The organism is Mycolicibacterium setense, from assembly GCF_000805385.1.
Classification (GTDB): domain Bacteria; phylum Actinomycetota; class Actinomycetes; order Mycobacteriales; family Mycobacteriaceae; genus Mycobacterium; species Mycobacterium setense.
In genome coordinates this window covers 13,997-36,636 of sequence record NZ_JTJW01000008.1, presented here as the reverse complement: position 1 = coordinate 36,636, position 22,640 = coordinate 13,997, and the positions used below count along the sequence as shown (strand labels likewise).

Annotated in this window: 21 protein-coding genes; 15 read left to right on the top strand and 6 right to left on the bottom strand. The window is 67.8% G+C overall.

The genetic code is table 11. From position 1 onward, the window contains the following. Positions 1–9: 9 nt before the first annotated feature. The 3 genes from QQ25_RS18545 to QQ25_RS18535 all read right to left on the bottom strand — a co-directional run bounded on the left by QQ25_RS18545 (position 10) and on the right by QQ25_RS18535 (position 5,182). Positions 10–1,344, bottom strand: coding sequence for an alpha/beta hydrolase (locus QQ25_RS18545; protein ID WP_052235973.1), 1,335 nt, complete (start codon positions 1,342–1,344; stop codon positions 10–12). A gap of 74 nt (positions 1,345–1,418) precedes the next feature. Beyond that, complete coding sequence (gene lysX, locus QQ25_RS18540) at positions 1,419–4,754, bottom strand: bifunctional lysylphosphatidylglycerol synthetase/lysine--tRNA ligase LysX (RefSeq protein ID WP_039380352.1); 3,336 nt, start codon at positions 4,752–4,754, stop codon at positions 1,419–1,421. Between the two features lie 68 nt (positions 4,755–4,822). Continuing rightward, the gene (locus QQ25_RS18535) at positions 4,823–5,182 is read right to left on the bottom strand and encodes a DUF1844 domain-containing protein (RefSeq protein ID WP_039321294.1); all 360 of its coding nucleotides are present in this window, start codon (positions 5,180–5,182) and stop codon (positions 4,823–4,825) included. Between the two features lie 217 nt (positions 5,183–5,399). On the opposite strand from QQ25_RS18535, the gene infC reads away from it, so the two are divergent. The 5 genes from infC (at position 5,400) to QQ25_RS18510 (ending at position 8,073) form a co-directional block, all read left to right on the top strand. Continuing rightward, positions 5,400–6,056 (top strand): translation initiation factor IF-3, encoded by a 657-nt coding sequence (gene infC, locus QQ25_RS18530; protein WP_039321292.1) that lies wholly within the window; start codon positions 5,400–5,402, stop codon positions 6,054–6,056. Between the two features lie 23 nt (positions 6,057–6,079). Beyond that, complete coding sequence (gene rpmI / locus QQ25_RS18525; RefSeq protein ID WP_036449598.1) at positions 6,080–6,274, top strand: 50S ribosomal protein L35; 195 nt, start codon at positions 6,080–6,082, stop codon at positions 6,272–6,274. A 40-nt stretch (positions 6,275–6,314) separates the two neighbouring features. Further along, entirely contained in the window at positions 6,315–6,710 is a 396-nt protein-coding gene (gene rplT, locus QQ25_RS18520) for a 50S ribosomal protein L20 (protein WP_039321286.1), read from the top strand. A gap of 23 nt (positions 6,711–6,733) precedes the next feature. Beyond that, positions 6,734–7,489, top strand: a complete 756-nt coding sequence (locus QQ25_RS18515; protein WP_039380349.1) for a TrmH family RNA methyltransferase — start codon at positions 6,734–6,736, stop codon at positions 7,487–7,489. 134 nt (positions 7,490–7,623) lie between these two features. Next, positions 7,624–8,073 carry a hemerythrin domain-containing protein gene (locus QQ25_RS18510; RefSeq protein ID WP_039380348.1) on the top strand — a complete coding sequence of 150 codons (450 nt, stop codon included), beginning with the start codon at positions 7,624–7,626 and terminating at the stop codon, positions 8,071–8,073. Here the strand turns inward: QQ25_RS18510 and QQ25_RS18505 are convergent. Then, positions 8,070–9,308 carry an acyl-CoA dehydrogenase family protein gene (locus QQ25_RS18505; RefSeq protein ID WP_039321279.1) on the bottom strand — a complete coding sequence of 413 codons (1,239 nt, stop codon included), beginning with the start codon at positions 9,306–9,308 and terminating at the stop codon, positions 8,070–8,072. The two genes, QQ25_RS18510 and QQ25_RS18505, sit on opposite strands and share 4 nt — an antisense overlap. Before the next feature lie 27 nt (positions 9,309–9,335). After that, positions 9,336–10,358 carry an oxygenase MpaB family protein gene (locus QQ25_RS18500; RefSeq protein ID WP_039321277.1) on the bottom strand — a complete coding sequence of 341 codons (1,023 nt, stop codon included), beginning with the start codon at positions 10,356–10,358 and terminating at the stop codon, positions 9,336–9,338. Between the two features lie 227 nt (positions 10,359–10,585). On the opposite strand from QQ25_RS18500, the gene QQ25_RS18495 reads away from it, so the two are divergent. From QQ25_RS18495 to pheT, 3 genes are all read left to right on the top strand, one after another. Then, positions 10,586–11,473 (top strand): adenylate/guanylate cyclase domain-containing protein, encoded by an 888-nt coding sequence (locus QQ25_RS18495; RefSeq protein ID WP_039321275.1) that lies wholly within the window; start codon positions 10,586–10,588, stop codon positions 11,471–11,473. Between the two features lie 149 nt (positions 11,474–11,622). Continuing rightward, on the top strand, positions 11,623–12,663 hold the full coding sequence (gene pheS / locus QQ25_RS18490) for a phenylalanine--tRNA ligase subunit alpha (RefSeq protein ID WP_039321273.1): 1,041 nt from the start codon (positions 11,623–11,625) through the stop codon (positions 12,661–12,663). Next, positions 12,663–15,164: a phenylalanine--tRNA ligase subunit beta gene (gene pheT, locus QQ25_RS18485; protein WP_039380346.1), complete on the top strand. Its 2,502-nt coding sequence runs from the start codon at positions 12,663–12,665 to the stop codon at positions 15,162–15,164. The genes pheS and pheT overlap by 1 nt, the downstream gene beginning before the upstream one ends. A gap of 44 nt (positions 15,165–15,208) precedes the next feature. On the opposite strand, the gene QQ25_RS18480 is transcribed toward pheT, so the two are convergent. Then, positions 15,209–15,880 carry a maleylpyruvate isomerase family mycothiol-dependent enzyme gene (locus QQ25_RS18480; protein ID WP_082017601.1) on the bottom strand — a complete coding sequence of 224 codons (672 nt, stop codon included), beginning with the start codon at positions 15,878–15,880 and terminating at the stop codon, positions 15,209–15,211. A gap of 45 nt (positions 15,881–15,925) precedes the next feature. Here QQ25_RS18480 and QQ25_RS18475 point away from each other — a divergent pair, with 45 nt between their 5' ends. From QQ25_RS18475 to QQ25_RS18445, 7 genes are read left to right on the top strand one after another with little or no spacing between them, the layout of a single operon-like run. Beyond that, positions 15,926–16,786 (top strand): MerR family transcriptional regulator, encoded by an 861-nt coding sequence (locus QQ25_RS18475; protein ID WP_201774249.1) that lies wholly within the window; start codon positions 15,926–15,928, stop codon positions 16,784–16,786. A gap of 49 nt (positions 16,787–16,835) precedes the next feature. Next, on the top strand, positions 16,836–17,870 hold the full coding sequence (gene argC, locus QQ25_RS18470; RefSeq protein WP_039321268.1) for an N-acetyl-gamma-glutamyl-phosphate reductase: 1,035 nt from the start codon (positions 16,836–16,838) through the stop codon (positions 17,868–17,870). After that, entirely contained in the window at positions 17,867–19,108 is a 1,242-nt protein-coding gene (gene argJ, locus QQ25_RS18465; protein ID WP_039380344.1) for a bifunctional glutamate N-acetyltransferase/amino-acid acetyltransferase ArgJ, read from the top strand. Before argC ends, argJ begins: the two co-directional genes overlap by 4 nt. Beyond that, positions 19,105–19,983 carry an acetylglutamate kinase gene (argB, locus tag QQ25_RS18460; RefSeq protein ID WP_039321263.1) on the top strand — a complete coding sequence of 293 codons (879 nt, stop codon included), beginning with the start codon at positions 19,105–19,107 and terminating at the stop codon, positions 19,981–19,983. Before argJ ends, argB begins: the two co-directional genes overlap by 4 nt. A 23-nt stretch (positions 19,984–20,006) precedes the next feature. Continuing rightward, on the top strand, positions 20,007–21,194 hold the full coding sequence (locus QQ25_RS18455) for an acetylornithine transaminase (RefSeq protein WP_264020071.1): 1,188 nt from the start codon (positions 20,007–20,009) through the stop codon (positions 21,192–21,194). Then, the gene (gene argF / locus QQ25_RS18450) at positions 21,191–22,123 is read left to right on the top strand and encodes an ornithine carbamoyltransferase (RefSeq protein WP_039380342.1); all 933 of its coding nucleotides are present in this window, start codon (positions 21,191–21,193) and stop codon (positions 22,121–22,123) included. Before QQ25_RS18455 ends, argF begins: the two co-directional genes overlap by 4 nt. A gap of 39 nt (positions 22,124–22,162) precedes the next feature. Continuing rightward, positions 22,163–22,639, top strand: coding sequence for an arginine repressor (locus QQ25_RS18445; RefSeq protein WP_039321258.1), 477 nt, complete (start codon positions 22,163–22,165; stop codon positions 22,637–22,639). Position 22,640 lies beyond the last annotated feature (1 nt).

Here is a 22,640-nt window from a genome sequence, read left to right as displayed (position 1 = left end):
GGACCGTCGCTATTTGGCGGCGGTCTGGATGAAGGCCGGCGAGGCGGACGACTGGGGGAGGCCGACCGCCGGCGCCTGCGGGGTGCCGATCGCGCCGGCCAGCCAGGGCAGGGCCGAGGAGAAGGCGTGGCTGGCGAAGGGCCAGTCGTGGGTGCCCTGCTGGGTTACGACCGCACAGGCGATGCCGTGCTTCGAACCGAGCGCACACAGCGCATTGGCCGCCTGGGCCTGTTCGTTGGCGCGGCCCGCGGGCTTGCCCGCCGTCGAGGTGTCGTTGACGCCGAACCAGCCGGCCGTCTGCTCGTACTGGCCGTGGCGGTTGATCACGGTGGTCGGGTCGAAGGCATCCCAGGCCGCGGCGTTCCCGCCGAACAGCCGGTCGATGGTCTGCGCCTTGGTGCCCGAGTTGGGGCCGATGTCGCCCGCGATATCCACGAAGGCACTGAACAACTCGGGGTGCATGACCGCCAGATCCACCGCGCAGGTGCCGCCCATGGACCAGCCGACGATGCCCCAGCCGGCCGCGGTCGGTTTGACGCCGTAATGGCTGTTCATATAGGGCACAACATCTTTGGTGAGGTGATCGGCCGAATTCCCGCGCTTGCCGTTGACGCACTCGGTGTCATTGTTGAAAGTCCCGCCCGGATCGACGAAGGCCAGCACCGGCGCGTACCCGTGGTGGGCGGCGGCGAAGTCGTCCATTGTCTTGATCACGTTGCCCGCCCGCATCCAGTCGGCAGGAGTGTTGAATTCGCCGCCGATCATCATCACCGTCGGCAACTGTGGCGGGGGATTGGCGGCGAACCAGGCCGGCGGCAGATACACGTATTCGCCACGGTGCCGGAATCCGGAGGCGGTGTTGGGAATCTCGACCGGAACCACACTGCCCTTGGCGGGCATGGCGCCTCGGCGTTGCATCGCGGCGACGGTGACCTGATCGGTCTGGTCCGGTAGCGGACCGGCGGTCAGTTGGTTCCACGCGGTCTGCACCCACGGGAAGTAACCCACCCACAGATTCAGCGCCAGGGCCGTGCACAACAGGGTCAGCGGTACCGCCATGACCGCGGTGCCGCGCCGCCACCACCGGCTGCCGCGCCAGCCGGCGACCAGGACCACCAGCGCCACACCGGACAGCCCGATCCACACCCACAGTGATCGGGGCGCAGGGTTGCCCGCCAGCCCCTCGGACTCGATGTACCAGTTGGTGCCGGCGACCAGGATGCCGCCCACCGCGGCGGCCAGCGGCAGCCAGACGAGCGCCCACCGGCGGGTACGCCAGCCGATGGCGGCGATCAGCACCACGGCGGTGACGACTTGGACGCTGGTCGGAACCCAGCCGTGCATCAAGGACAGGTGGTGGGTGAACGTCACACCGACATCGTCGCCGCCGAATCTTGCGATCGGCTGTGAACCACCTGCTAACGGGGTTTGGCCAAGGGAAAGGGCAGTGTCTCGCGGATGCTGCGGCCCGTGATCAGCATGACCACGCGGTCCACCCCCATGCCGAGGCCGCCCGTCGGCGGCATCGCGTACTCCATGGCCTGCAGGAAGTCCTCGTCGAGTTCCATGGCCTCGGGGTCACCGCCGGCGGCCAGCAACGATTGCTCCTGCAGCCTGCGGCGTTGCTCGACAGGGTCGGTGAGCTCGCTGTAGGCGGTGCCCAGCTCCACGCCCCAGGCCACCAGGTCCCAGCGTTCCGCGACTCCGGCGATGCTGCGATGCGGCCGGGTCAGCGGCGACACCGAGGTCGGGAAGTCCTTGTAGAACGTGGGTTCTTCGGTGCGGTCCTCGACCAGGTGCTCGTACATCTCCAGCACGACGGCCCCGGTGTCCCAGTGGGTCAGGTAGGGGATGTGCGCCGCATCGCAGAGCCGGCGCAGCGTGGCCAGATCGGTGTCGACGGTGACGTGCTCGCCGAGGGCCTCCGACACCGCGTCGTGCACGGTCTTGACCGCCCACCGGCCCGAGATGTCGACCGGTTCGAGTACCCCGTCGGCACGTGGCCGCTTGAACACCTGGGCTCCGTTGGCCGCCTGGGCGGCATTCTGGATCAGCTCGCGGCAGCCGTCGATCCACACGTTGTAATCGGCATGGGCCTGGTAGGCCTCCAGCAGGGTGAACTCCGGGTTGTGGCTGAAGTCCACGCCTTCGTTGCGGAACGCGCGGCCCAGTTCGAAGACCCGTTCCACACCGCCGACGCACAGTCGCTTGAGGTAGAGCTCGGGTGCGATCCGCAGATACAGGTCCAGGTCGTAGGCGTTGATGTGGGTCAGGAACGGCCGGGCGTTGGCGCCGCCGTGGATCTGTTGCAGGATCGGCGTTTCCACCTCAAGGAAACCCTTGGCGTACAACGTTTCCCGGATCGCGTGCAGGGCGCCGCTGCGGGCTCGGATCAGATCGCGCGCCTCGGTGTTGACGGCCAGGTCGACATAGCGCGCCCGGACCCGGGCTTCCTGGTCGGTCAGGCCTTTCCACTTGTCGGGCAGCGGGCGCAGGCACTTTCCGATCAGACGCCAGCTGTCGACCAACAGTGACGGGGTGCCGTTGCGGCTGTGGCCCATCGCGCCGGTGACCTCGATCAGATCGCCGAGGTCGATCGTCGCGGTGAAGTCGGCCGTGGTCGCCTGGGTCAGGCGGGTGTTGTCGAGCAACAGCTGTACCTCGCCCGACCAGTCGCGGAGTTGGGCGAACAGCACGCCGCCGTAATCCCGCACCCGCAGGATCCGCCCCGCCACGCTCACGGTGCCACCGTCGACGGACTCCATTGCGGCCGAGACGGTATGGCTCGGAGCCTGACCGACGGGATAGGCGTCGACACCGTCGGCCTGCAACTGGCGCAACTTGGCCATCCGGACCCGGACCTGCTCGGGCAGCCGTTGTTGATCGTCGTCGTCGTCGTCGAGCAGATCCGCCGCTTGACCGTTGGGGTCCGGTGCGCTGCCGTCATGGTGCAACCGGCCGCTGTTGACCAGACTGGGCGGCGCCGCCACCCGCTCGCCGGTGTGCTGCCTGTTGCGCCGGGAGAAGGGCAGCACCAGGAAACCCTCGGCGATCCCCGAGGCCACCCCGACCTTCGGGATCAACCGGGCATCCTCGTAGCAGGCGTACCGCGGAACCCACTCGGGCTGGTACTTCATGTTCGACCGGTACAGGGTCTCCAACTGCCACCATCGGGAGAAGAACACCAGCAGCGCCCGCCAGAGCCGGGCCACCGGACCCGCACCAAGCTGTGCACCCTGCTGGAACGCCGATCGGAACATCGCGAAATTGAGCGAAATCCGGCTTACCCCAATGGCTTCGGACTGCATGCACAGTTCGCTGACCATGAGCTCGATGGTGCCGTTGGGGGACTGTGGGGAACGGCGCATGACATCGAGCGAGACGCCGTTGGTGCCCCACGGCACCAGCGACAGCAACGCCACGACCTCGGGTTCCGAGGTGTCCCCGCGCTGCTGCAGCGCCTCGACCAGCAGGCAGTCCGCGTCGGCCGGGTCACCGAGCCGGCCCAGCGCCATCGAGAAGCCGCGTTCGGTCTCGGTGTCGCGCCAGGCGTCGGCACGCTTGATCACGTCGGCCATCTCGGCCTGATCGAGCTCGCGGTGGCGCCGGATCCGCACCGAGGCCCCCGCCCGCCTCGCGCGGGTGACAGCCTGACGCACCGCGCGCATGTCGGGACCGGACAGCCGGAAGTTCTCGGGGTGCAGGATGGCTTCGTCGCCGAGTTGCAATGCGTTCAGGCCGGCCGCCCGGAACGCCTCGGCCGCAGCCAGACTCGCGCCCATCACACCCGGCGCCCAGCCATAGGTCTGGCACAACTGCAGCCACGCGGCGATCGCCTGCGGCCACGACTTGGGGTCGCCTACCGGGTCGCCGCCGGCCAGACACACGCCCACCTCCACGCGGTAGGCGATCGCGGCCCGCCCGTTGGGGGCGAACACCACCGACTTGTCCCGGCGGGTGGCGAAGTACCCCAGCGAGTCGTTCTTGCCGTAGCCCTCCAAAAGGCCGCGGATCGCCGATTCGTCTTCACCTGTCAGCGCATTGGAGGCGCGCTGCGACTGGAACAGCACGACCGCGGCGGCCATCAGCGCGAGCGCGCCGAACAGGCCGAAAATGGCGTTGAGGAAGGGATGTGAATAGCCCTCGAAAACCTCGGTCGGCACGGTGGCGAATCCGCTCACCCTGTTGACCGCGTACAGCAGCCGCCACTCCGGGGCCAAGGTGCCGGGGAACAGTTCCAGCAGTGCCCACGCGGCCAGGATGCCGATCGCCATGCCCGCCACCAGCACGATGGCGGATTTGAGCAGGGCACCGCGACGCACCTTGGCCCAGAACTGGTTGCGGGCCAGCACCAGGAAGGCGATGGCGGCCACGTGGAACACGAGGCCGATGACCTCACCGACATCCTCGGCCAGTGGGTCGCCGCCGGTGACCAGATCGCCGAGGTTCCAGCCGATGGCCCCCACCATGTAGAGCACCAGGATCCACCAGGCGATCCGCTTGCGGGCTGCCAGCGCCCCGGCCAGCAGCGCCAGCACAAAGGCCCAAGAGAAGCTGGTGTCGGGGAAGTTGAAGATGTAGTCGTTGACGAACTCTCGCGGCACCTGGATGACCCAGCGCACTGTTTGGGACACGCTGGCAATCAGCGACAGGGTGGCGATGACCCCGACCGTCCAGCCGGCTGCTGCGGGTACCCAGGAGAACCTCGATGCGGGCTGGAGCCCGGTGCGGTGGCCGCCGCTGATAACGGTCATACGCCCGGAGAATAGGCGCTCAACCCGTCAATTGGGTTGAGCGCGCGCACAGAGATCGCGGGGAGCGTCTACCAGACCGGGCCGGTGTACTTCTCGCCTGGGCCTTTGCCCGGTTCGTCCGGGGCCGCGCTGGCTTCGCGGAACGCCAGCTGCAGACTCTTGAGGCCGTCGCGCACGGGGCCCGCGTGGGGCCCCAGGTATTCGGCCGACGCGGTCACGAGGCCGGCCAGCGCGGTGATGAGCCGGCGGGCCTCGTCGAGATCACGGTGCGGGCTATCCTCGGGATCCTCGGCGGACAAGCCGATCTTCTCGGCCGCGGCGCTCATCAACATGACCGCCGACCGGGTGATCACTTCGACTGCGGGAATATCGGCCAGCTCCCGCACCTGCGGCGTCGCATCGTCGGGCATTTCGGTCGGATCCGTCATGCCTGCTAGACTGTCATGCGCGACCGTCCCGGCTTACGTCAGGGACAGCAAGTGGAGTCCCACTCCCACCGTTGGCCACAAGGTACAACGGTCCGGTCGGCCGGTGTCCTCGGACGCCGGTTCTGTGCTCCACAGTTGGAGGCACAGGCGGCGCGAGCCGTGATCGGTCGGCATTGGGCCCTGCTTCGAGCAGGGCTTTTCTGTTCGTTCAGGGCAGATGTGCGGATGGGCGGGTCTCCTCAACAGACCCAACATAGGAGGCCCCATCAGCACTGAGACCCGCATCAACGAGCGCATCCGCGTACCTGAAGTCCGCCTGATCGGACCGAACGGCGAGCAGGTAGGGATCGTGCGCATCGAAGATGCTCTCCGCGTCGCCGCGGATGCCGATCTCGACCTCGTCGAAGTTGCACCAGCCGCTAAACCCCCGGTCTGCAAGATCATGGATTACGGCAAGTTCAAGTACGAGACGGCACTCAAGGAGCGCGAGTCTCGCAAGAACCAGCAGCAGACCGTCGTCAAGGAACAGAAGCTGCGTCCCAAGATCGACGACCACGACTACGAGACGAAAAAGGGCCATGTGGTCCGCTTCCTCGAAGCCGGGTCCAAGGTCAAGGTGACCATCATGTTCCGCGGACGCGAGCAGTCCCGGCCCGAACTCGGGTACCGGTTGTTGCAGCGGTTGGGCGCAGACGTGGCCGAGTACGGCTTCGTCGAGACCTCAGCCAAGCAGGACGGCCGCAACATGACGATGGTGCTGGCCCCGCACCGCGGCGCGAAGACTCGCGCCAAGGCGGCGGAGCAGGCCGAGCGCCCGGGCGGGCAGCAGGCCGCACCAGCCGCATCAGAAGAACCAGACGTCACGCAGAACTAGTTTCAACACAGAACTGAGGATTCATGCCCAAGGCGAAGACCCACAGCGGAGCATCTAAGCGCTTCCGCAAGACCGGGACCGGCAAGATCGTGCGCCAGAAGGCCGGCCGCCGCCACCTGCTGGAGCACAAGGCCACCAAGCGCACCCGCCGGCTCGACGGCCGCACCGTGGTGGCAGCCAACGACACCAAGCGTGTCAACAAGTTGCTCAACGGCTAGATCTGCCGCTCCCCGTACCGAACGAGAATAGGAACATCCCATGGCACGCGTGAAGCGCGCACTCAACGCCCAGAAGAAGCGGCGTACCATCCTCAAGGCCTCGAAGGGCTACCGCGGCCAGCGGTCGCGCCTGTACCGCAAGGCCAAGGAACAGCAGCTGCATTCGCTGACCTACGCCTACCGCGACCGTCGTGCCCGCAAGGGTGAGTTCCGCAAGCTGTGGATCTCGCGTATCAACGCCGCGGCCCGCGCCAACGACATCACCTACAACCGCCTGATCCAGGGCCTCAAGGCCGCAGGCGTCGAGGTGGACCGCAAGAACCTGGCCGAGATCGCCGTCAGCGATGCGGCCGCGTTCACCGCGCTGGTCGAGGTCGCCAAGGCTGCGCTGCCCGCCGATGTGAACGCGCCGTCGTCCGCAGACGAGGCCGCCTGACGCTCACCGAGCGTTCTGCCCGGGTGACCGCTGCAGTCAAACTGCAGCGTCACATCGGGCGCCGCCGCGCCGCACGCTTTCTTGCCGAGGGACCGAACCTCGTCGAGGCTGCGTTGCGGCGCGGACTTGTATCCGAGGTGTTCGCGACCGAAGACGCCGCCGACCGCTTCTGGGCGATCCTCGGTGACGCACCCGTCCAGCTGGTCACCGAACGCGCGGCGAAAGCATTGTCGGACACCGTCACCCCGGTGGGCCTGGTGGCCGTGTGCGAGGTGCCGGAGGTCTCGTTCGACGATGTTCTGGCCGCCGCGCCCCGGTTGATCGCGGTAGCGGTGCAGATCTCGGAGCCGGGCAACGCCGGGACGTTGATCCGGACCGCCGACGCGATGGGCGCCGACGCGGTCGTGCTGGCCGGCAACAGCGTCGACCCCTACAACAGCAAGTGCCTCCGGGCCTCCGCCGGCAGCATCTTCTCCGTGCGGGTGATCAGCGAGCCCGACGAAGCCGCAACCGTCACGCGGCTGCAGGCGGCCGGATTGCAGGTGCTGGCCACCACGATCGACGGCGAGGCCAGCCTCGACGACCTCGATGCCCGCGGCGACCTGGCGCAGCCCACGGCCTGGCTGTTCGGTCCCGAAGCCCATGGCCTGCCAACCGAATTGGCCTCGGCCGCCGATCACCGGGTACACATTCCGATGCCCGGCCACTCCGAGAGTCTCAACATCGCGTCGGCGGCGTCGATCTGCCTGTATCAGAGCGCCCGAGCCCACCGCACTTAGCGTCGAATGGCCACTCAGCGCACGGTTTTTCGCGATTCGGGTATCACAAGTGGCCACTCGCTCGATGTGACACGATGCTCTTGGGATGGTGTTGGGAGGGTCGCGTCGTGTGCCAATACTGCGGATGCCGGGACATGCCACTTCTGCGGGATTACATCGCCGAACACGAGCGGGCGGTCGACCACGGCCGTGAAGCGGTGCGCGCCTTGGACCGCGGTGAACTGGACGTGGCACGGGAGCGGCTGGCGGCGATGTACGACGAGCTGCGTTCCCACTGGCAGGGTGAGGAGAACGGGCTGTTCGCGGTGATGCACGGCGAGGAGCTCTACGCCGAGCACATCGATCCGTTGGTCGCCGAACACCGCGAGCTGGCCGCGTTCCTCGAGGTCGCCGACGTGTCCGATCCCGCTGATCAAGCTCGGGTTCGCCGCGAGATCGAGGAGCTTTACGTCCATATTGCCAAAGAGGAGGACGGCTTGTTCCCGGCCGCGCTCACCGCACTCGACGGTGCCGACTGGGATGCCGCGATGGCCGGGTGGCGCGAGGCACACCCGGGTCGCGAAATGATCCAGGGATTGGGCTAACTGAGCAGTCCGCGGGCCACGTGGGTGATCTGGACCTCGTTGCTGCCGGCGTAGATCATCAACGACTTGGCGTCGCGGGCCAACTGCTCCACCCGGTACTCGGTCATATAGCCGTTGCCGCCGAACAACTGCACGGCCTCCATCGCGACGTCGGTGGCGGCCTGCGAGCAGTACCACTTGATGGCCGACGCCTCGGCCAGCGAGATCGGGGCGCCCTTCTCCGCGGATTCGATGACGCGGAACAGCATGTTGCGCACGTTCATCCGGGCCACTTCCATGTTGGCCAGCTTGAGCTGGATCAGCTGGAACTGGCTGATCTCCTGGCCCCACAGGGTGCGGGTCTTGGCGTAGTCGACGCTCAACCGCAGGCATTCCTCGATCACGCCGAGTGCCATCGCGGCCACGCCGATGCGTTCAGCCGAGAAGTTCGACCGCGCGCTGGCCCGGCCCTCGTCGGTGCCGTTCTCGGAGCCTTCGGTTTCTCCGAGCAGCCGGTCACGGCCGAGCCGGACGTTGTTGAAGAACAGCTCGCCGGTGCGCGACGAGTGAATACCCATCTTGCGGAACGGCTTCGACTGCACGAAGCCCTCCATGCCGCGGTCTAGCACGAAGGTCAGTACCTTGCGGTTGCGCTTGTCCGCCCCGTCGCCCTCCTCTAACTTGGCGTAGACGACCACGACGTCGGCGTCGGGCCCGTTGGTGATGAAGGTCTTCTGGCCGTTGAGGATGTAATCATCCCCATCGCGGGTGACATAGGACTTCATGCCGCCGAAAGCGTCCGAGCCCGAGTCGGGTTCGGTGATCGCCCAGGCGCCGATCTTCTCGTAGGTCACCAGGCCGGGGAGCCAGCGCTCCTGCTGGGCCAGCGTGCCGCGGCTCTGGATGGTCGACACGGTCAGGCCCAGGCTGACCCCGAGACCGGTCACCAGGCCCATCGACACCCGGCACAATTCGCTGATCAGGACAAAACCCATGCCCGGGGACGCGCTGCCGCCGAACATGCCGCCGCGCGCGCCGGACGGCTTGGCCTCACCGCTGCGCAGCTTCTCCAGTCGCTTTTCCAGCGACTCCTTGGCCATTGCGTCAATACCGAACGTGGCGAACAGTTTTCGCACGATCGGGTACGGCTCCATATCGCCGCTCTCGAGCTCGTCGAGGTGCGGGCGGATCTCCTTGTCGACGAACTCACGAACCGCGTCGCGCACGGCGATGTCTACATCTGACCAATCAAGCATCTCGACAGCTTAGACACGTGTCAAAAGTCAGGCCGCGGGGCGGCGGGCGGGACGCCGCAGCGCCGGCAGTGAGAACGTGGTGTGCACCAGGGCGCCGGCCCGGTCCAGCAGGGTTTTGTTGCGCGGCAGGTAGTGCATCGGCAGTCCCCAGCGGTCGCGGGGCGGGGCTGTGAAGCTCGGTGCTTCCACCAGAGGACCGTCGGCCGGTAGCTTTCCGGCCGCGCGGCGGTAGGCCGACAGGGCGCGCGGGTGCAGCCGGATCTCGTCAGGCACGGCGACGAACGCCAATTCCACCATCTTGCCGAAGATCCGCAGCAGCACCTCGTCGCCGGGGGTCCAGCGCATCCCGGCCTTCTCCCGCACCGCCGGGTCGAACAGGCCCGCTGCGATCCAGCGCTGTGCTCCCACAAGAGGTTTGAAGAGCTGGTCCCAGATCGGCGTCGGCATCAACACGAACCATGGCTTGGGGATGCGGATGGTGAAGATGTCGAGCGTGGCCCGGTTGATCTCGAGCTCGTCGCGGCACTTGGCGTCCCAGTACTCCTGAAACTCCTCCCAGCTGTTGGGGACCGGTCGCATGCTCATGCCGTACATCCGGTACCACTGCACGTGTTCGGCGAACAGCTGTTCTTTCTCGGCTTCGGTCAGGCCGCCGCAGAAATACTCCGCGGTCTTGATGATCAACATGAAGAACGTGGCGTGCGCCCAGTAGAAGGTCTCCGGGTTCAGCGCGTGATAACGCCGTCCTTGGCTGTCGACGCCCTTGATGGTGGTGTGGAAGCCCTTGATCTGCGCACCGGTGTTCGGCGCGCGGTCGCCGTCGTAGACCACTCCCATGATCGGATACACCGACCGGGTCACCCGCTGCAGCGGTTCGCGCAGCAGGATCGAGTGCTCCTCGACGCCGGCGCCGAGCTCGGGGTACATGTTCTGGATCGCCCCGATCCAGACGCCCAGCATCCCGGTGCGCAGGTCGCCGAAGTACTTCCAGGTCAGCGAATCCGGGCCCAGTGGATCGCGTTCGCCGGCGGTGGTGGCTTGTGTGGTCATTGGTCCTCGCTGACTCGTCATGACGTGGATCACAGCTGCGGCCAACGATAGTAGTGACAACGCACGTTGTCTACATTGGCGCGGCGCGTCGCCGCGCACTGTTATACGGCGGCTACCCTCGCGCCACAGGGCTGTGACCAGCCAGGTTTTCCGATGTCGGGGGACTGTGGGCAAACCCGCTCGTGGTGTGATTGCCGCCCGGTCGGCGAGCCGCTTAGTCTTGCGCTGTGGATGGCGAGCCGTTCGATGACCCGTCCGGCCGAGTCGGGGATATCGAGCGGGCGCCGCGACAGCGCCCGGAATCCAGACCCGGGCTGCCGGGCCCGTTCGGGTGGCTGCAGAACGCCAATCGCAGCCCCGCCGTCGTCGACCTGGTCCGGCGGGTCCGGCGGGCGCTTCCCGGGGATCCGGACTTCGGGGATCGCCTCTCGGCGTCGGGAGTGGGCGGTCCGCGGGCCGCGGCCAGGGTGGCCGACCGGCTGCTGGACCGTGACGCCGCCTCGCGGGAGGTGAGCCTGGGCGCGTTACAGGTGTGGCAGGCGCTCACCGAACGCGTCTCGGGGACGCCCGCCAATCCCGAGGTGACGCTGGCGTTCACCGACCTCGTCGGTTTTTCCTCGTGGTCACTGCGCTCCGGCGATGACGCCACCTTGCGATTGCTGCGCCGCGTCGCGCAAGTGATCGAGCCTCCGGTGCTGGAGGCCGGTGGTCACATCGTCAAACGGATGGGCGACGGCATGATGGCGGTGTTCTCCGACCCGGGCACTGCCCTGGAAGCGATGCTCATTGCGCTCGACGGGGTTAAGGGCATCGACATGGACGGCTACGCCCCGCGCATGCGCGTCGGCATCCACACGGGACGTCCGCAACGCATCGGATCGGACTGGCTCGGCGTCGACGTCAACATCACGGCCAGGGTGATGGAGCGGGCCAACAGCGGCGGGCTCGTGGTGTCCCACACCACGCTGGAGGGCATCTCCGAAGAGGAGTTGGCAGCACTCGGCGTCACAGTGAAACGTCAGCGGCGGCAGATGTTCTCGAACAAGCCCGAAGGCGTGCCCGACGATCTGGTGATGTACCGGGTGAAAACCTCCGGGCAGCTGCCCGCCACCTGACGCTCGGACACGTGACGCGACGCCTCCCACACCGTTGACGGATGGGTCCGGCTGATCCAAAACCGCAGCGTCATCGGCCGAATGCCGATCACATATGATCAGCACTTGCGTCACACCGGTGCCGCAGACATCAAGGAGGCTGTCGCCGAGTGGGTGACGAGAAGGATTTGTCCGCCGCCGCGCTCGACGACGCGGTGAAAGCGGCCCGGCACGCATTCGACGAGGCCGTCGACCTCGACGCGCTTGCGCGCGCCAAGACCGAGCACCTCGGTGATCGTGCCCCGATCGCCCTGGCCCGCCAGGCGCTGGCGACGCTGCCGAAGAGCGACCGCGCCGACGCAGGCAAACGGGTCAACGTCGCGCGCGGCGAGGCTCAGCGCGCGTACGACGAGCGGCTGGCCGTACTGCGTGCCGAGCGTGACGCCGCCGTGCTGGTCGCCGAACGCATCGACGTGACGCTGCCGTCGACGCGCCAGCCGGTAGGTGCCCGTCACCCGATCACGATCCTGGCCGAGAACGTCGCCGACACCTTCGTGGCGATGGGCTGGGAACTGGCCGAGGGTCCCGAGGTCGAGACCGAGCAGTTCAACTTCGATGCACTGAACTTCCCGCCGGACCACCCGGCCCGTAGCGAGCAGGACACCTTCCAGATCGCCCCTGATGGGTCGCGGCAGGTGTTGCGCACGCACACATCGCCCGTGCAGATCCGCGCGCTGCTGGAGCGCGAGCTTCCGGTCTACATCATCTCGATCGGCCGAACCTTCCGGACCGATGAACTGGATTCCACCCACACACCGGTGTTCCATCAGGTTGAGGGGCTGGCCGTGGACAAGGGCCTGACCATGGCTCACCTGCGCGGCACGTTGGACGCGTTCGCGCGGGCCCAGTTCGGTCCCGAGGGGCGCACCCGGTTCCGTCCCCACTTCTTCCCCTTCACCGAGCCTTCGGCCGAGGTGGACATCTGGTTTCCCGGCAAGAAGGGCGGCCCCGGCTGGGTCGAATGGGGCGGCTGCGGGATGGTCAACCCAAACGTGTTGCGCGCCTGCGGTATCGACCCCGACGAGTATTCCGGATTTGCCTTCGGCATGGGATTGGAGCGAACCCTGCAGTTCCGCAACGGAATTCCCGACATGCGTGACATGGTCGAGGGCGATGTCCGGTTCTCGCTGCCGTTCGGGGTCGGTGCCTGATGCGCATTCCATTCAGCTGGCTGCGTGAGGCCGTGCGCGCCGGTGCCCCGGATTGGGACGTATCGGTCGACGAGCTTGAACAGACCTTCATCCGGATCGGCCACGAGGTCGAGGAGATCATCCCGATCGGTCCGGTCAGCGGTCCGCTGACCATCGGTCGTGTCGCCGAGATCGAGGAACTCACCGAGTTCAAGAAGCCGATCCGGGCCTGCAAGGTGGACGTCGGGGTCCAGAACGTCGATGGCGTGCCGCGCGACATCGTCTGCGGAGCAACGAATTTCGCCGTAGGCGACTTGGTGGTGGTGGCCCTGCCCGGCACCGTCCTGCCCGGCGATTTCACAATCGCCACGCGCAAGACCTACGGCAGGGTTTCCGACGGCATGATCTGCTCGGCAGCCGAGATGAACCTGGGTGTCGATCAGTCGGGCATCCTCGTGCTGCCCGAGGGCACCGCCGAACCCGGTACCCCGGCCGCCGAGGTCCTGGGTCTCGACGACGTGGTGTTCCACCTGGCGATCACGCCGGACCGCGGCTACTGCCTGTCGGTGCGCGGCCTGGCCCGCGAGATCGCCTGTGCGCACGACCTCGACTTCGTCGATCTGGCCGATGTGGCACCGCTGCCCGCCGAGGGGGAGGCCTGGCCGCTGACCGTCGAGCCCAGAACGGGCGTGCAGCGCTTCGGGTTACGTCCGGTCACCGGCATCGACCCGGCGGCCGTGTCGCCGTGGTGGCTGCAGCGCAGGCTGATGCTCAGCGGCATCCGCGCCATCTCGCCGGCCGTCGACGTCACCAACTACGTCATGCTCGAAATCGGCCACCCGATGCACGCCCATGACAGCAGCCTCATCACCGGTGGTTTCGCGGTCCGCTTCGCCCGTGACGGCGAAAAGGTCGTCACGCTCGACGATGTCGAGCGCACCCTGAACTCGGCGGACGTGCTGATCGTCGACGACGTCGCGACCGCGGCGATCGGCGGCGTGATGGGGGCGGGCACCACCGAGGTGCGCGATTCCACCACCGACGTGCTGTTGGAGGCCGCGGTGTGGGATCCGGCCGCGGTGTCGCGCACCCAGCGCCGCCTGCACCTGGCCAGCGAGGCCGGCCGTCGCTACGAGCGTTCGGTCGACCCGGCCATTTCCGTTGCGGCCCTGGACCGTTGCGCGACGCTGCTGGCCGAGATCGCCGGCGGCACCGTCGCACCGACGCTCACCGATTGGCGCGCTGACGGGCGCACCGACTGGTCGCAGCCGGCAGTCGAGATCCCGGCCGATCTGCCCGACCGCACTGCCGGGGTCACGTACCCGGCGGGCACCACGGCACGGCGTCTCAGCCAGATCGGCGCCATTGTTGTTGAAGCGGCCGGTTCCGCTTCATTGACCGTCACCCCTCCCAGCTGGCGGCCCGACATGCGTCAGCGTGCCGACCTGGTGGAGGAGGTGCTGCGCCTGGAGGGCCTGGAGTCCATCCCGTCGGTGCTGCCGACGGCACCTGCCGGGCGTGGCCTGACCGCGGTGCAGAAGCGACGCCGGGCGATCGGAAAGTCACTGGCGCTGGCCGGTTTCGTCGAGGTTCTGCCGACGCCGTTCCTGCCTGCCGGCGTGTTCGACGCGTGGGGCCTTGCTGCCGACGATCCGCGGCGCAACGCCACGAAGGTGCTCAATCCGCTGGAGGCCGACCGGCCGCAGCTGGCCACCACGCTGCTGCCGGGACTTCTTGAGGCCTTGGGCCGCAACGTATCCCGCGGTGCAGCTGACGTGGCACTGTTCGGGATTCAAGAGGTGGTGCACCCCACCGAGCAGACCCGGTCGGTCGAGCGCATCCCGACTGACCGCAGACCCACCGACGAGGAGATCGCCGGGCTGGACGCGTCGCTGCCGCGCCAGCCGCAGCACGTCGCGGCGGTGCTGGCCGGGCTGCGTGAACCCGCCGGGCCGTGGGGTCCCGGACGTCCGGTGGAAGCGGCTGACGCGTTCGAGGCGGTACGGGTGATCGGCCGGGCCGCCGGGGTGGAGTTCACCCTGCGCGCCGCGCAGGAGCTGCCGTGGCATCCGGGCCGCTGTGCCGAGGTGATTGTCGGCGATATCCCGGTCGGTTATGCGGGGCAGCTGCATCCGGCTGTCATCGAGCGCACGGGCCTGCCCAAGGGGGCGTGCGCCGTCGAACTCGATCTCGATGCCGTGCCGATCGTCGAAGCGCTGCCGGCGCCGTCGGTATCGCCGTTCCCGGCGGTGTTCCAGGACATCAGCGTGGTGGTCGGTGACGAGGTGGCCGCGGCCGCCGTCGTCGACGCGGTGCGCGACGGGGCAGGCGAACTGCTGGAGGACGTCAGGCTGTACGACGTCTACACCGGCCCGCAGATCGGGGAGGGGCGCAAGTCGCTGACCCTGGCGCTGCGGTTCCGGGCTGCCGATCGCACGCTGACCGAGGACGAGGCCAGCGCCGCGCGCGATGCCGCCGTGGCCGTCGCCGCCGAGCGGGTCGGCGCGGTTCTTCGCGGCTGAGCTTTCCCCGCGAGCAGACAGAGAATCGCGTTACCGGACGCTCGTCAGTGCGATTCTGTTGGGGGCCCCTCCCGCTCGCGGGGGACTGCTCGGCGTAACGAGGTGACCCCGGCACCGCGTAGCTGCGGCAGGGCCGCCGCATCGCGCCCGGTTGCGAGCAGGAGAAGCGCCGAAACCGGTCCCTCGACAAGCGGACCGTCGCCGGCCGCCCAGTCGGTGTCGACCGCGCGTAACCGGTACGGGGCCAGCTTCGTGGCCGCACGGAACGGGAACCGCGGGTGCCAGATGTGTTCGAGCGCCAGCTGTGCGGTCTCGGCGGGCATTTCGTGATGAAGGCCCAGCGGAACGGCGATGTCTTGTCCGTGTACCAGCAGATCCATCAGCCGATCAGTCGGTGTGGTGCCGACTGCGGTGAAGCGGGACCCGACGGTGCCGCGTACTTCGCCCAGCAGATCGCGGTCACTTGTCCTTGCGGCGTGCCGAACGGCGGTATCGCACACCATGCGGTCGAGATTGCCCCGTGCGCGCACCAGATTGACCAGTATTCGACCGACATGGGCATGGGTCGAGAGCGCCACGTGGGCTACGACGTCCCGAACCTGCCATCTGTCACAGAGGCTGGCGTGGCGCCATTGTGATGCGCTGAGCTGTTCGAGTAGTTGCAGCAGGCGCCGTCTTTCGGTGTCGACGGCATGCCAGATGTCCTCGGAGTTCATGCCGCCTACGCTAGAAACTCCAGCCAGGTGGAGGTTCAAGCGATTGTGACGCACAGCACAAGTATCGGTGAGTTGTCGCGGCTCACCGGTGTGCCGGTGCGGACCATTCGGTACTACTGCGACGAAGGTCTCCTGGCGCCTCGACGCAGTTCCGGTGGACACCGGGTCTTCGATGCCACCGCAGTCGAGTCATTGCTGCTTGTTCGTCGGCTCCGAGGGGTCGGTCTCGGCCTGAACGCCATCGGCGATGTTCTGGCGGGCCGCACCTCGATCGGTGAGGCCGTGGCGGCCGAACGACGAGCCATCGACGCGGAGTTGGTCAGTCTGAAAGGTCGCCGGGCAGCGTTGGAAGGGCTGATCGCCGCGCAGGACGGACGTCGCGGGCACGATGTCCTCGTCGGGTTCTGGCGGCGGTTGTTCGCCGGGGCGACGTCGACGACGGTGTTCGACGAGTTCGTCGAGATGACGGTGCCGCCACCGCCCGGCGAGACGAGCACAGCCCGCGTCGTCGCGTACGCAGAACTTGTGGCTCTCGCCCGCCGGTCGGAGTTCGGAGCGGTCATGGCCAGGCAGCTGTGGCGGTTCGAGCCGGCCGGCATCAGCGATCGTCCTGGCCTCGTCGCCGGTGTCGCCGAGGCGTGTGACCTGGCTCAGCCACTTGTCTGCGCTGGTCAGCCACCTTCGCAGGGACCGGCCGTCGACCGGTTCGTCGATGCCCATGCCCGGGCTCGCCGGGTTTCCGACACACCCGGGTTCCGACGGGCGCTCACCGCGAATGCCGGGGCGGACACCGATCCGGACGTCCGCCGGTACTGGAACCTGTTCAGTGAAATCGCCGGTGAGACGCCTACTGTGGGGTCGGTTCAGCGCTGGCTCTACGACGCGCTCTGCGTAGGCGCCGCATAGCCCGTTAATGAATTTGCAACTGCATGCATAAGAATGCAGAATTGCCCGCATGACTTCGATAGCGGTGGCCGGCGCAAGCGGCTACGCCGGCGGAGAGATCCTGCGATTGCTGCTCGGACACCCGGCTTACGCTGACGGCCGGTTGACCATCGGGGCGTTGACCGCGGCCTCCAGCGCCGGAACCAGCATTTCCGAGCATCACCCGCACCTGCTTCCGTTGGCCTCACGCATTCTGGAACCCACCGATGCCGAGGTGCTGGCCGGCCATGACGTGGTGTTCCTGGGCCTGCCGCACGGGCATTCCGCGGCGCTGGCCGAACAGCTCGGTCCCGACACCCTGATCATCGACTGCGGTGCGGACTTCCGGCTGACCGACGCCGCCGACTGGGAGAAGTTCTACGGTTCCGCGCATGCCGGCAGCTGGCCCTACGGGCTGCCCGAGTTGCCGGGTGCCCGAGACCGGCTCAAGGGCGCCAAGCGCATCGCGGTGCCAGGCTGCTACCCGACGGCGGCGCTGCTGGCGCTGTTGCCCGCCGTGGCTGCCGACCTCGTCGAACCGGCCGTCACCGTGGTCGCCGTCAGCGGCACCTCGGGTGCGGGGAAGTCGGCCAAGGTGGATCTGCTGGGCTCCGAGGTGATCGGCTCGGCCCGCGCCTACAACATCGCAGGCAAGCACCGGCACACCCCGGAGATCGCCCAGGGACTGCGGTCGGTGACCGACAAGGACGTGACCGTCTCGTTCACCCCGGTGCTGATCCCCACCTCCCGGGGCATCCTGGCCACCTGCACCGCCCGCACCGAGGCATCTGAGGCAGAGATTCGTGCCGCCTACGAAAAGGCTTACGACGCAGAGCCGTTCATTCATCTGCTGCCCGAGGGGCAGCTGCCGAAGACCGGTTCGGTGATCGGCAGCAACGCCGCACAGGTCCAGGTCGCAGTGGATGAACAGGCGCAGACCCTTGTCGCCATCGCCGCCATCGACAACCTCACCAAGGGCACCGGCGGCGCCGCGGTGCAGTCGATGAACCTGGCGCTGGGCTGGCCCGAAACCGAAGGACTTTCGATCGTGGGAGTGGCACCGTGACCGAGGCGAGTCAAGCCGACAAGACGCAGGCCGCCAAGCTGGTCCGCACCCAGGGTGTCACCGCTCCGGCCGGTTTCCGGGCGGCCGGAATCGCCGCCGGTATCAAGGCATCTGGTGCGGCGGATCTGGCGCTGGTGTTCAACGAGGGACCGGACTACGCCGCGGCGGGGGTGTTCACCCGCAACAAGATCAAGGCAGCGCCTGTGCAGTGGTCGCAGCAGGTGCTGACCACCGGCCGGTTGCGCGCGGTGGTCCTGAACTCGGGCGGCGCCAACGCCTGCACGGGCCCGCTGGGCTTCCAGGACACCCATGCCACCGCCGAGGCCGTGGCCGGGGCACTGAGCGATTGGGGTACCGAGACCGGCGCCATCGAGGTCGCGGTGTGCTCGACAGGCCTGATCGGCGACCGGTTGCCGATGGACAAGGTGCTGGCCGGTGTCACCGAGATCGTGCACGAGCTCGCCGGTGGTCTGACCGGGGGCGACGACGCGGCCCGGGCCATCATGACCACCGACACCGTGCCGAAACAGGTTGCGCTGCACCATTCGGTGGAATCGGGGGAGAACTGGACCCTCGGCGGGATGGCCAAGGGCGCCGGGATGCTGGCACCGTCGCTGGCCACCATGCTGGTGGTGTTGACCACCGACGCGGTCGCGGATGCCGCCGCGCTGGACACCGCGCTGCGGCGGGCCGCGGCGCTGACCTTCGACCGGCTCGACGTCGACGGCAGCTGCTCGACCAACGACACCGTGCTGCTCCTGGCCTCCGGTGCCAGCGAGATCGCACCGAGTCAGGACGACCTCGATGACGCCGTGCTGAGGGTCTGCGACGACCTGTGCGCGCAGCTGCAGGCCGACGCCGAAGGTGTCACCAAGCGCATCCTGATCACCGTCGCCGGAGCTGACAACGAGGACGACGCGCTCGTCGCGGCGCGTGTCATCGCGCGCGACAGCCTGGTCAAAACCGCACTGTTCGGGTCCGACCCCAACTGGGGCCGTGTGCTGGCCGCCGTCGGCATCGCCCCGGTGAAGCTCGATCCCGAACGGATCAGCGTGTCGTTCAACGGTTCCCCGGTGTGTGTCGACGGGGCCGGCGCCCCGGGCGCCCGCGAGGTCGACCTGTCCGGCGAGGACATCGACGTCGTCGTGGACCTGGGCGTGGGAGAGGCCTCGGCATCCATCAGGACCACCGACCTGTCCCACGCGTATGTCGAAGAGAACTCGGCCTACAGCTCATGAGCCAAGCCATCGAGCGCGGCGTCAAGGCCCATGTGCTCGCCTCGGCGCTGCCGTGGCTCAAGCAACTGCACGGCAAGATCGTCGTCGTCAAATACGGTGGCAACGCGATGACGGACGACACCCTCAAGGCGGCCTTCGCCGCGGACATGGTGTTCCTGCGCAACTGCGGCATCCACCCGGTGGTGGTGCACGGCGGCGGTCCGCAGATCAGCGCGATGCTCAAGAAGCTGGGAATCCCAGGCGATTTCAAGGGCGGCTTCCGGGTCACCACGCCGGAGGTCCTGGACGTGGCGCGCATGGTGTTGTTCGGTCAGGTGGGCCGCGAACTGGTCAACCTGATCAACGCCCACGGACCGTACGCGGTGGGTCTCACCGGTGAGGATGCGCATCTGTTCACCGCGGTGCGGCGCAGTGTCACCGTGGACGGGGTGGCCACCGACATCGGGCTGGTCGGCGACGTCGAACATGTCAATGCCGAATCGCTGCTGGATCTCATTGCGGCAGGACGTATCCCGGTGGTCTCCACCATCGGCCCCGATGTCGACGGCGTGGTGCACAACATCAACGCCGACACCGCGGCCGCCGCCCTGGCCGAGGCGCTGAGTGCGGAGAAGCTGATCATGCTCACCGACGTGGAGGGGCTCTACACCGATTGGCCCGACCGCTCCTCGCTGGTCAGCGAGATCGACACCGCCGCACTGACGCAGCTGCTTCCCAAGCTCGAATCGGGCATGGTGCCCAAGATCGAGGCCTGTCTGCGGGCGGTGGCCGGCGGCGTGCCGAGCGCGCACGTGATCGACGGCCGCGTCGAACACTGTGTGCTGGTCGAGCTTTTCACCGATGAAGGGACCGGAACCAAGGTGGTGAAACCGTGATCGGCGGGCAGGAGCGTAGCGACTTGGGGAATCAGCACAGTCTCCAGGACCGCTGGCAAGCGGTGATGATGAACAACTACGGCACCCCGCCGTTGGCGTTGGCCAGCGGTGACGGCGTGGTGGTCACCGATACCGACGGAAAGTCCTATCTGGACCTGCTCGGCGGTATCGCGGTCAATCTGCTGGGCCATCGCCATCCGGCCGTAATCGAGGCTGTCACCGCCCAACTCAACACCTTGGGCCACACCTCGAACCTGTACGCCACCGAGCCGGGTATCGCGCTGGCCGAGGCGCTGGTCGGCCATCTGGGAAGCCAGGCCCGGGTGTTCTTCTGTAATTCGGGCACCGAGGCCAACGAGGTGGCATTCAAGATCACGCGGCTCACCGGAAGGACGAACATCGTTGCCGCGCAAGGCGCATTCCACGGCCGGACAATGGGGTCGCTGGCCCTGACCGGGCAACCCGCCAAGCAGGCACCGTTCGAGCCGTTGCCGGGCAACGTCACCCACGTGCCCTACGGTGACGTCGAAGCCCTTGCGGCCGCGGTCGATTCGGATACCGCCGCGGTGTTCTTGGAACCGATCATGGGGGAGGGCGGCGTTGTCGTCCCGCCCGCCGGATACCTGGCCGCCGCCCGCGACATCACCACGAAGAACGGCGCGCTGCTGGTCCTCGACGAGGTGCAGACCGGCGTCGGGCGCACGGGTGCGTTCTATGCCCATCAGCACGACGGCATCACCCCCGACATCGTGACGCTGGCCAAGGGGCTGGGCGGCGGCCTGCCGATCGGCGCGTGCCTGGCCATCGGCCCGGCCGGTGACCTGCTCACCCCCGGCCTGCACGGCAGCACCTTCGGCGGCAACCCGGTGTGCACCGCAGCGGCGGTGGCCGTGCTCAAGACCCTGACCGACGAGGACCTGATCACCCGGGCCGGGGTGCTCGGCAAGACCCTGAGCCACGGCATCGAGGAGCTCGGCCATCCCCTCGTCGACCACGTGCGCGGCAAGGGCCTGCTGCAGGGCGTGGTACTGACCGCGCCGAGCGCCAAGGCCGTCGAGGCCGCCGCGCGTGACGCAGGCTTCCTCGTCAACGCCGCAGCCGCCGACGTGATCCGGCTGGCGCCGCCGCTGATCATCACCGAACCGCAGATCGAGACGTTCCTGTCCGCTCTGCCCGCCGTACTCGACACCGCTGTGGAGGCTGATTCATGACCCGGCATTTCCTGCGCGACGACGATCTGTCGCCCGACGAGCAGGCCGAGGTGCTCGCCCTGGCCGCCGAACTGAAGAAGGCGCCGTTCTCGCGGCGCCCACTGGAGGGTCCGCGCGGTGTCGCGGTGATCTTCGAGAAGAACTCGACCCGCACCCGGTTCTCGTTCGAGATGGGTATCGCGCAACTCGGCGGCCATGCCGTGGTGGTCGACGGCCGCAGCACCCAACTGGGCCGCGAGGAGACCCTCGAGGACACCGGCGCGGTGCTGTCCCGTTACGTCGACGCCATCGTGTGGCGGACCTTCGCCCAGGAGCGGCTGACGGCCATGGCCTCGGGATCCTCCGTCCCGATCATTAATGCGCTGTCCGACGAATTCCACCCTTGCCAGGTGCTGGCCGACCTGCAGACACTGGCCGAGCGCCGGGGCGGGGCGGAGGGCCTCAAGGGGCTGAGGATGACGTACCTGGGCGACGGCGCCAACAACATGGCGCACTCGCTGATGCTCGGCGGCGTCACCGCGGGCATCAACGTCACCATCGCCGCACCGGCCGGGTTCGAACCGGACCCGCATTTCGTCGACGCCGCCAAGCGCCGCGCCGCCGAGACGGGGGCGACTGTTTCGCTCACCGACAATGCCCGCGCCGGTTCCGACGGCGCCGACGTGCTCGTCACCGACACCTGGACCTCGATGGGTCAGGAGAACGACGGACTCGACCGGGTGCGGCCCTTCCGCCCGTTCCAGGTCAACGCCGAACTGCTCAAGCTCGCCGACCCGGCAGCCATTGTGCTGCACTGCCTTCCGGCACACCGCGGTCATGAGATCACCGACGAGGTGATCGACGGGCCGCAGAGCGCGGTGTTCGATGAGGCCGAGAACCGGCTGCACGCCCAGAAGGCGCTGCTGGTCTGGTTGCTGGAGAACCGATGAGCCACTTGCGCGAAGAGCGAAGGCCCAGGTGACGTCGCGATGAGCGCACCCACCCGTGCCGGCCGTCAGGCCCGCATCATCGCCCTGCTGTCGGCCAGGCAGGTGAGCAGCCAGACCGAACTGGCGGCGCTGCTGGGCCAGGAGGGCATCGAGGTCACCCAGGCCACGTTGTCGCGGGACCTCGAAGAACTCGGCGCGGTGAAACTTCGCGGCGCCGACGGCGGTGTCGGCGTGTACGTCGTGCCCGAGGACGGCAGCCCGGTGCGCGGTGTGTCCGGCGGTACCGAACGGTTGACCCGATTGCTGGGGGAGTTGCTGGTGTCGACAGACGCCAGCGCTAACCTTGCCGTGCTGCGCACCCCGCCAGGGGCGGCGCACTACCTGGCCAGCGCGATCGACCGCGCTGCCCTGCCATATGTGGTCGGCACCATCGCCGGTGACGACACCATCGTGGTGGTGGCGCGCGACCCGATGACCGGGGCCGAGCTGGCCAGCACCATCGAGAACTTGAAATAAC

Bases quoted from the DNA above. Each gene is read 5' to 3' on its own strand.
- QQ25_RS18510 (WP_039380348.1), top strand. From the start codon at position 7,624: ATGCCACTTCTGCGGGATTACATCGCCGAACACGAGCGGGCGGTCGAC.
- rplT (WP_039321286.1), top strand. From the start codon at position 6,315: ATGGCACGCGTGAAGCGCGCACTCAACGCCCAGAAGAAGCGGCGTACC.
- pheT (WP_039380346.1), top strand. From the start codon at position 12,663: ATGCGCATTCCATTCAGCTGGCTGCGTGAGGCCGTGCGCGCCGGTGCC.
- QQ25_RS18480 (WP_082017601.1), bottom strand. From the start codon at position 15,880: ATGAACTCCGAGGACATCTGGCATGCCGTCGACACCGAAAGACGGCGC.
- argB (WP_039321263.1), top strand. From the start codon at position 19,105: ATGAGCCAAGCCATCGAGCGCGGCGTCAAGGCCCATGTGCTCGCCTCG.
- argC (WP_039321268.1), top strand. From the start codon at position 16,836: ATGACTTCGATAGCGGTGGCCGGCGCAAGCGGCTACGCCGGCGGAGAG.
- QQ25_RS18500 (WP_039321277.1), bottom strand. From the start codon at position 10,358: ATGACCACACAAGCCACCACCGCCGGCGAACGCGATCCACTGGGCCCG.
- QQ25_RS18445 (WP_039321258.1), top strand. From the start codon at position 22,163: ATGAGCGCACCCACCCGTGCCGGCCGTCAGGCCCGCATCATCGCCCTG.
- rpmI (WP_036449598.1), top strand. From the start codon at position 6,080: ATGCCCAAGGCGAAGACCCACAGCGGAGCATCTAAGCGCTTCCGCAAG.
- QQ25_RS18505 (WP_039321279.1), bottom strand. From the start codon at position 9,308: ATGCTTGATTGGTCAGATGTAGACATCGCCGTGCGCGACGCGGTTCGT.
- QQ25_RS18545 (WP_052235973.1), bottom strand. From the start codon at position 1,344: ATGCACGGCTGGGTTCCGACCAGCGTCCAAGTCGTCACCGCCGTGGTG.
- QQ25_RS18535 (WP_039321294.1), bottom strand. From the start codon at position 5,182: ATGACGGATCCGACCGAAATGCCCGACGATGCGACGCCGCAGGTGCGG.
- lysX (WP_039380352.1), bottom strand. From the start codon at position 4,754: ATGACCGTTATCAGCGGCGGCCACCGCACCGGGCTCCAGCCCGCATCG.
- argF (WP_039380342.1), top strand. From the start codon at position 21,191: ATGACCCGGCATTTCCTGCGCGACGACGATCTGTCGCCCGACGAGCAG.
- infC (WP_039321292.1), top strand. From the start codon at position 5,400: ATGTGCGGATGGGCGGGTCTCCTCAACAGACCCAACATAGGAGGCCCC.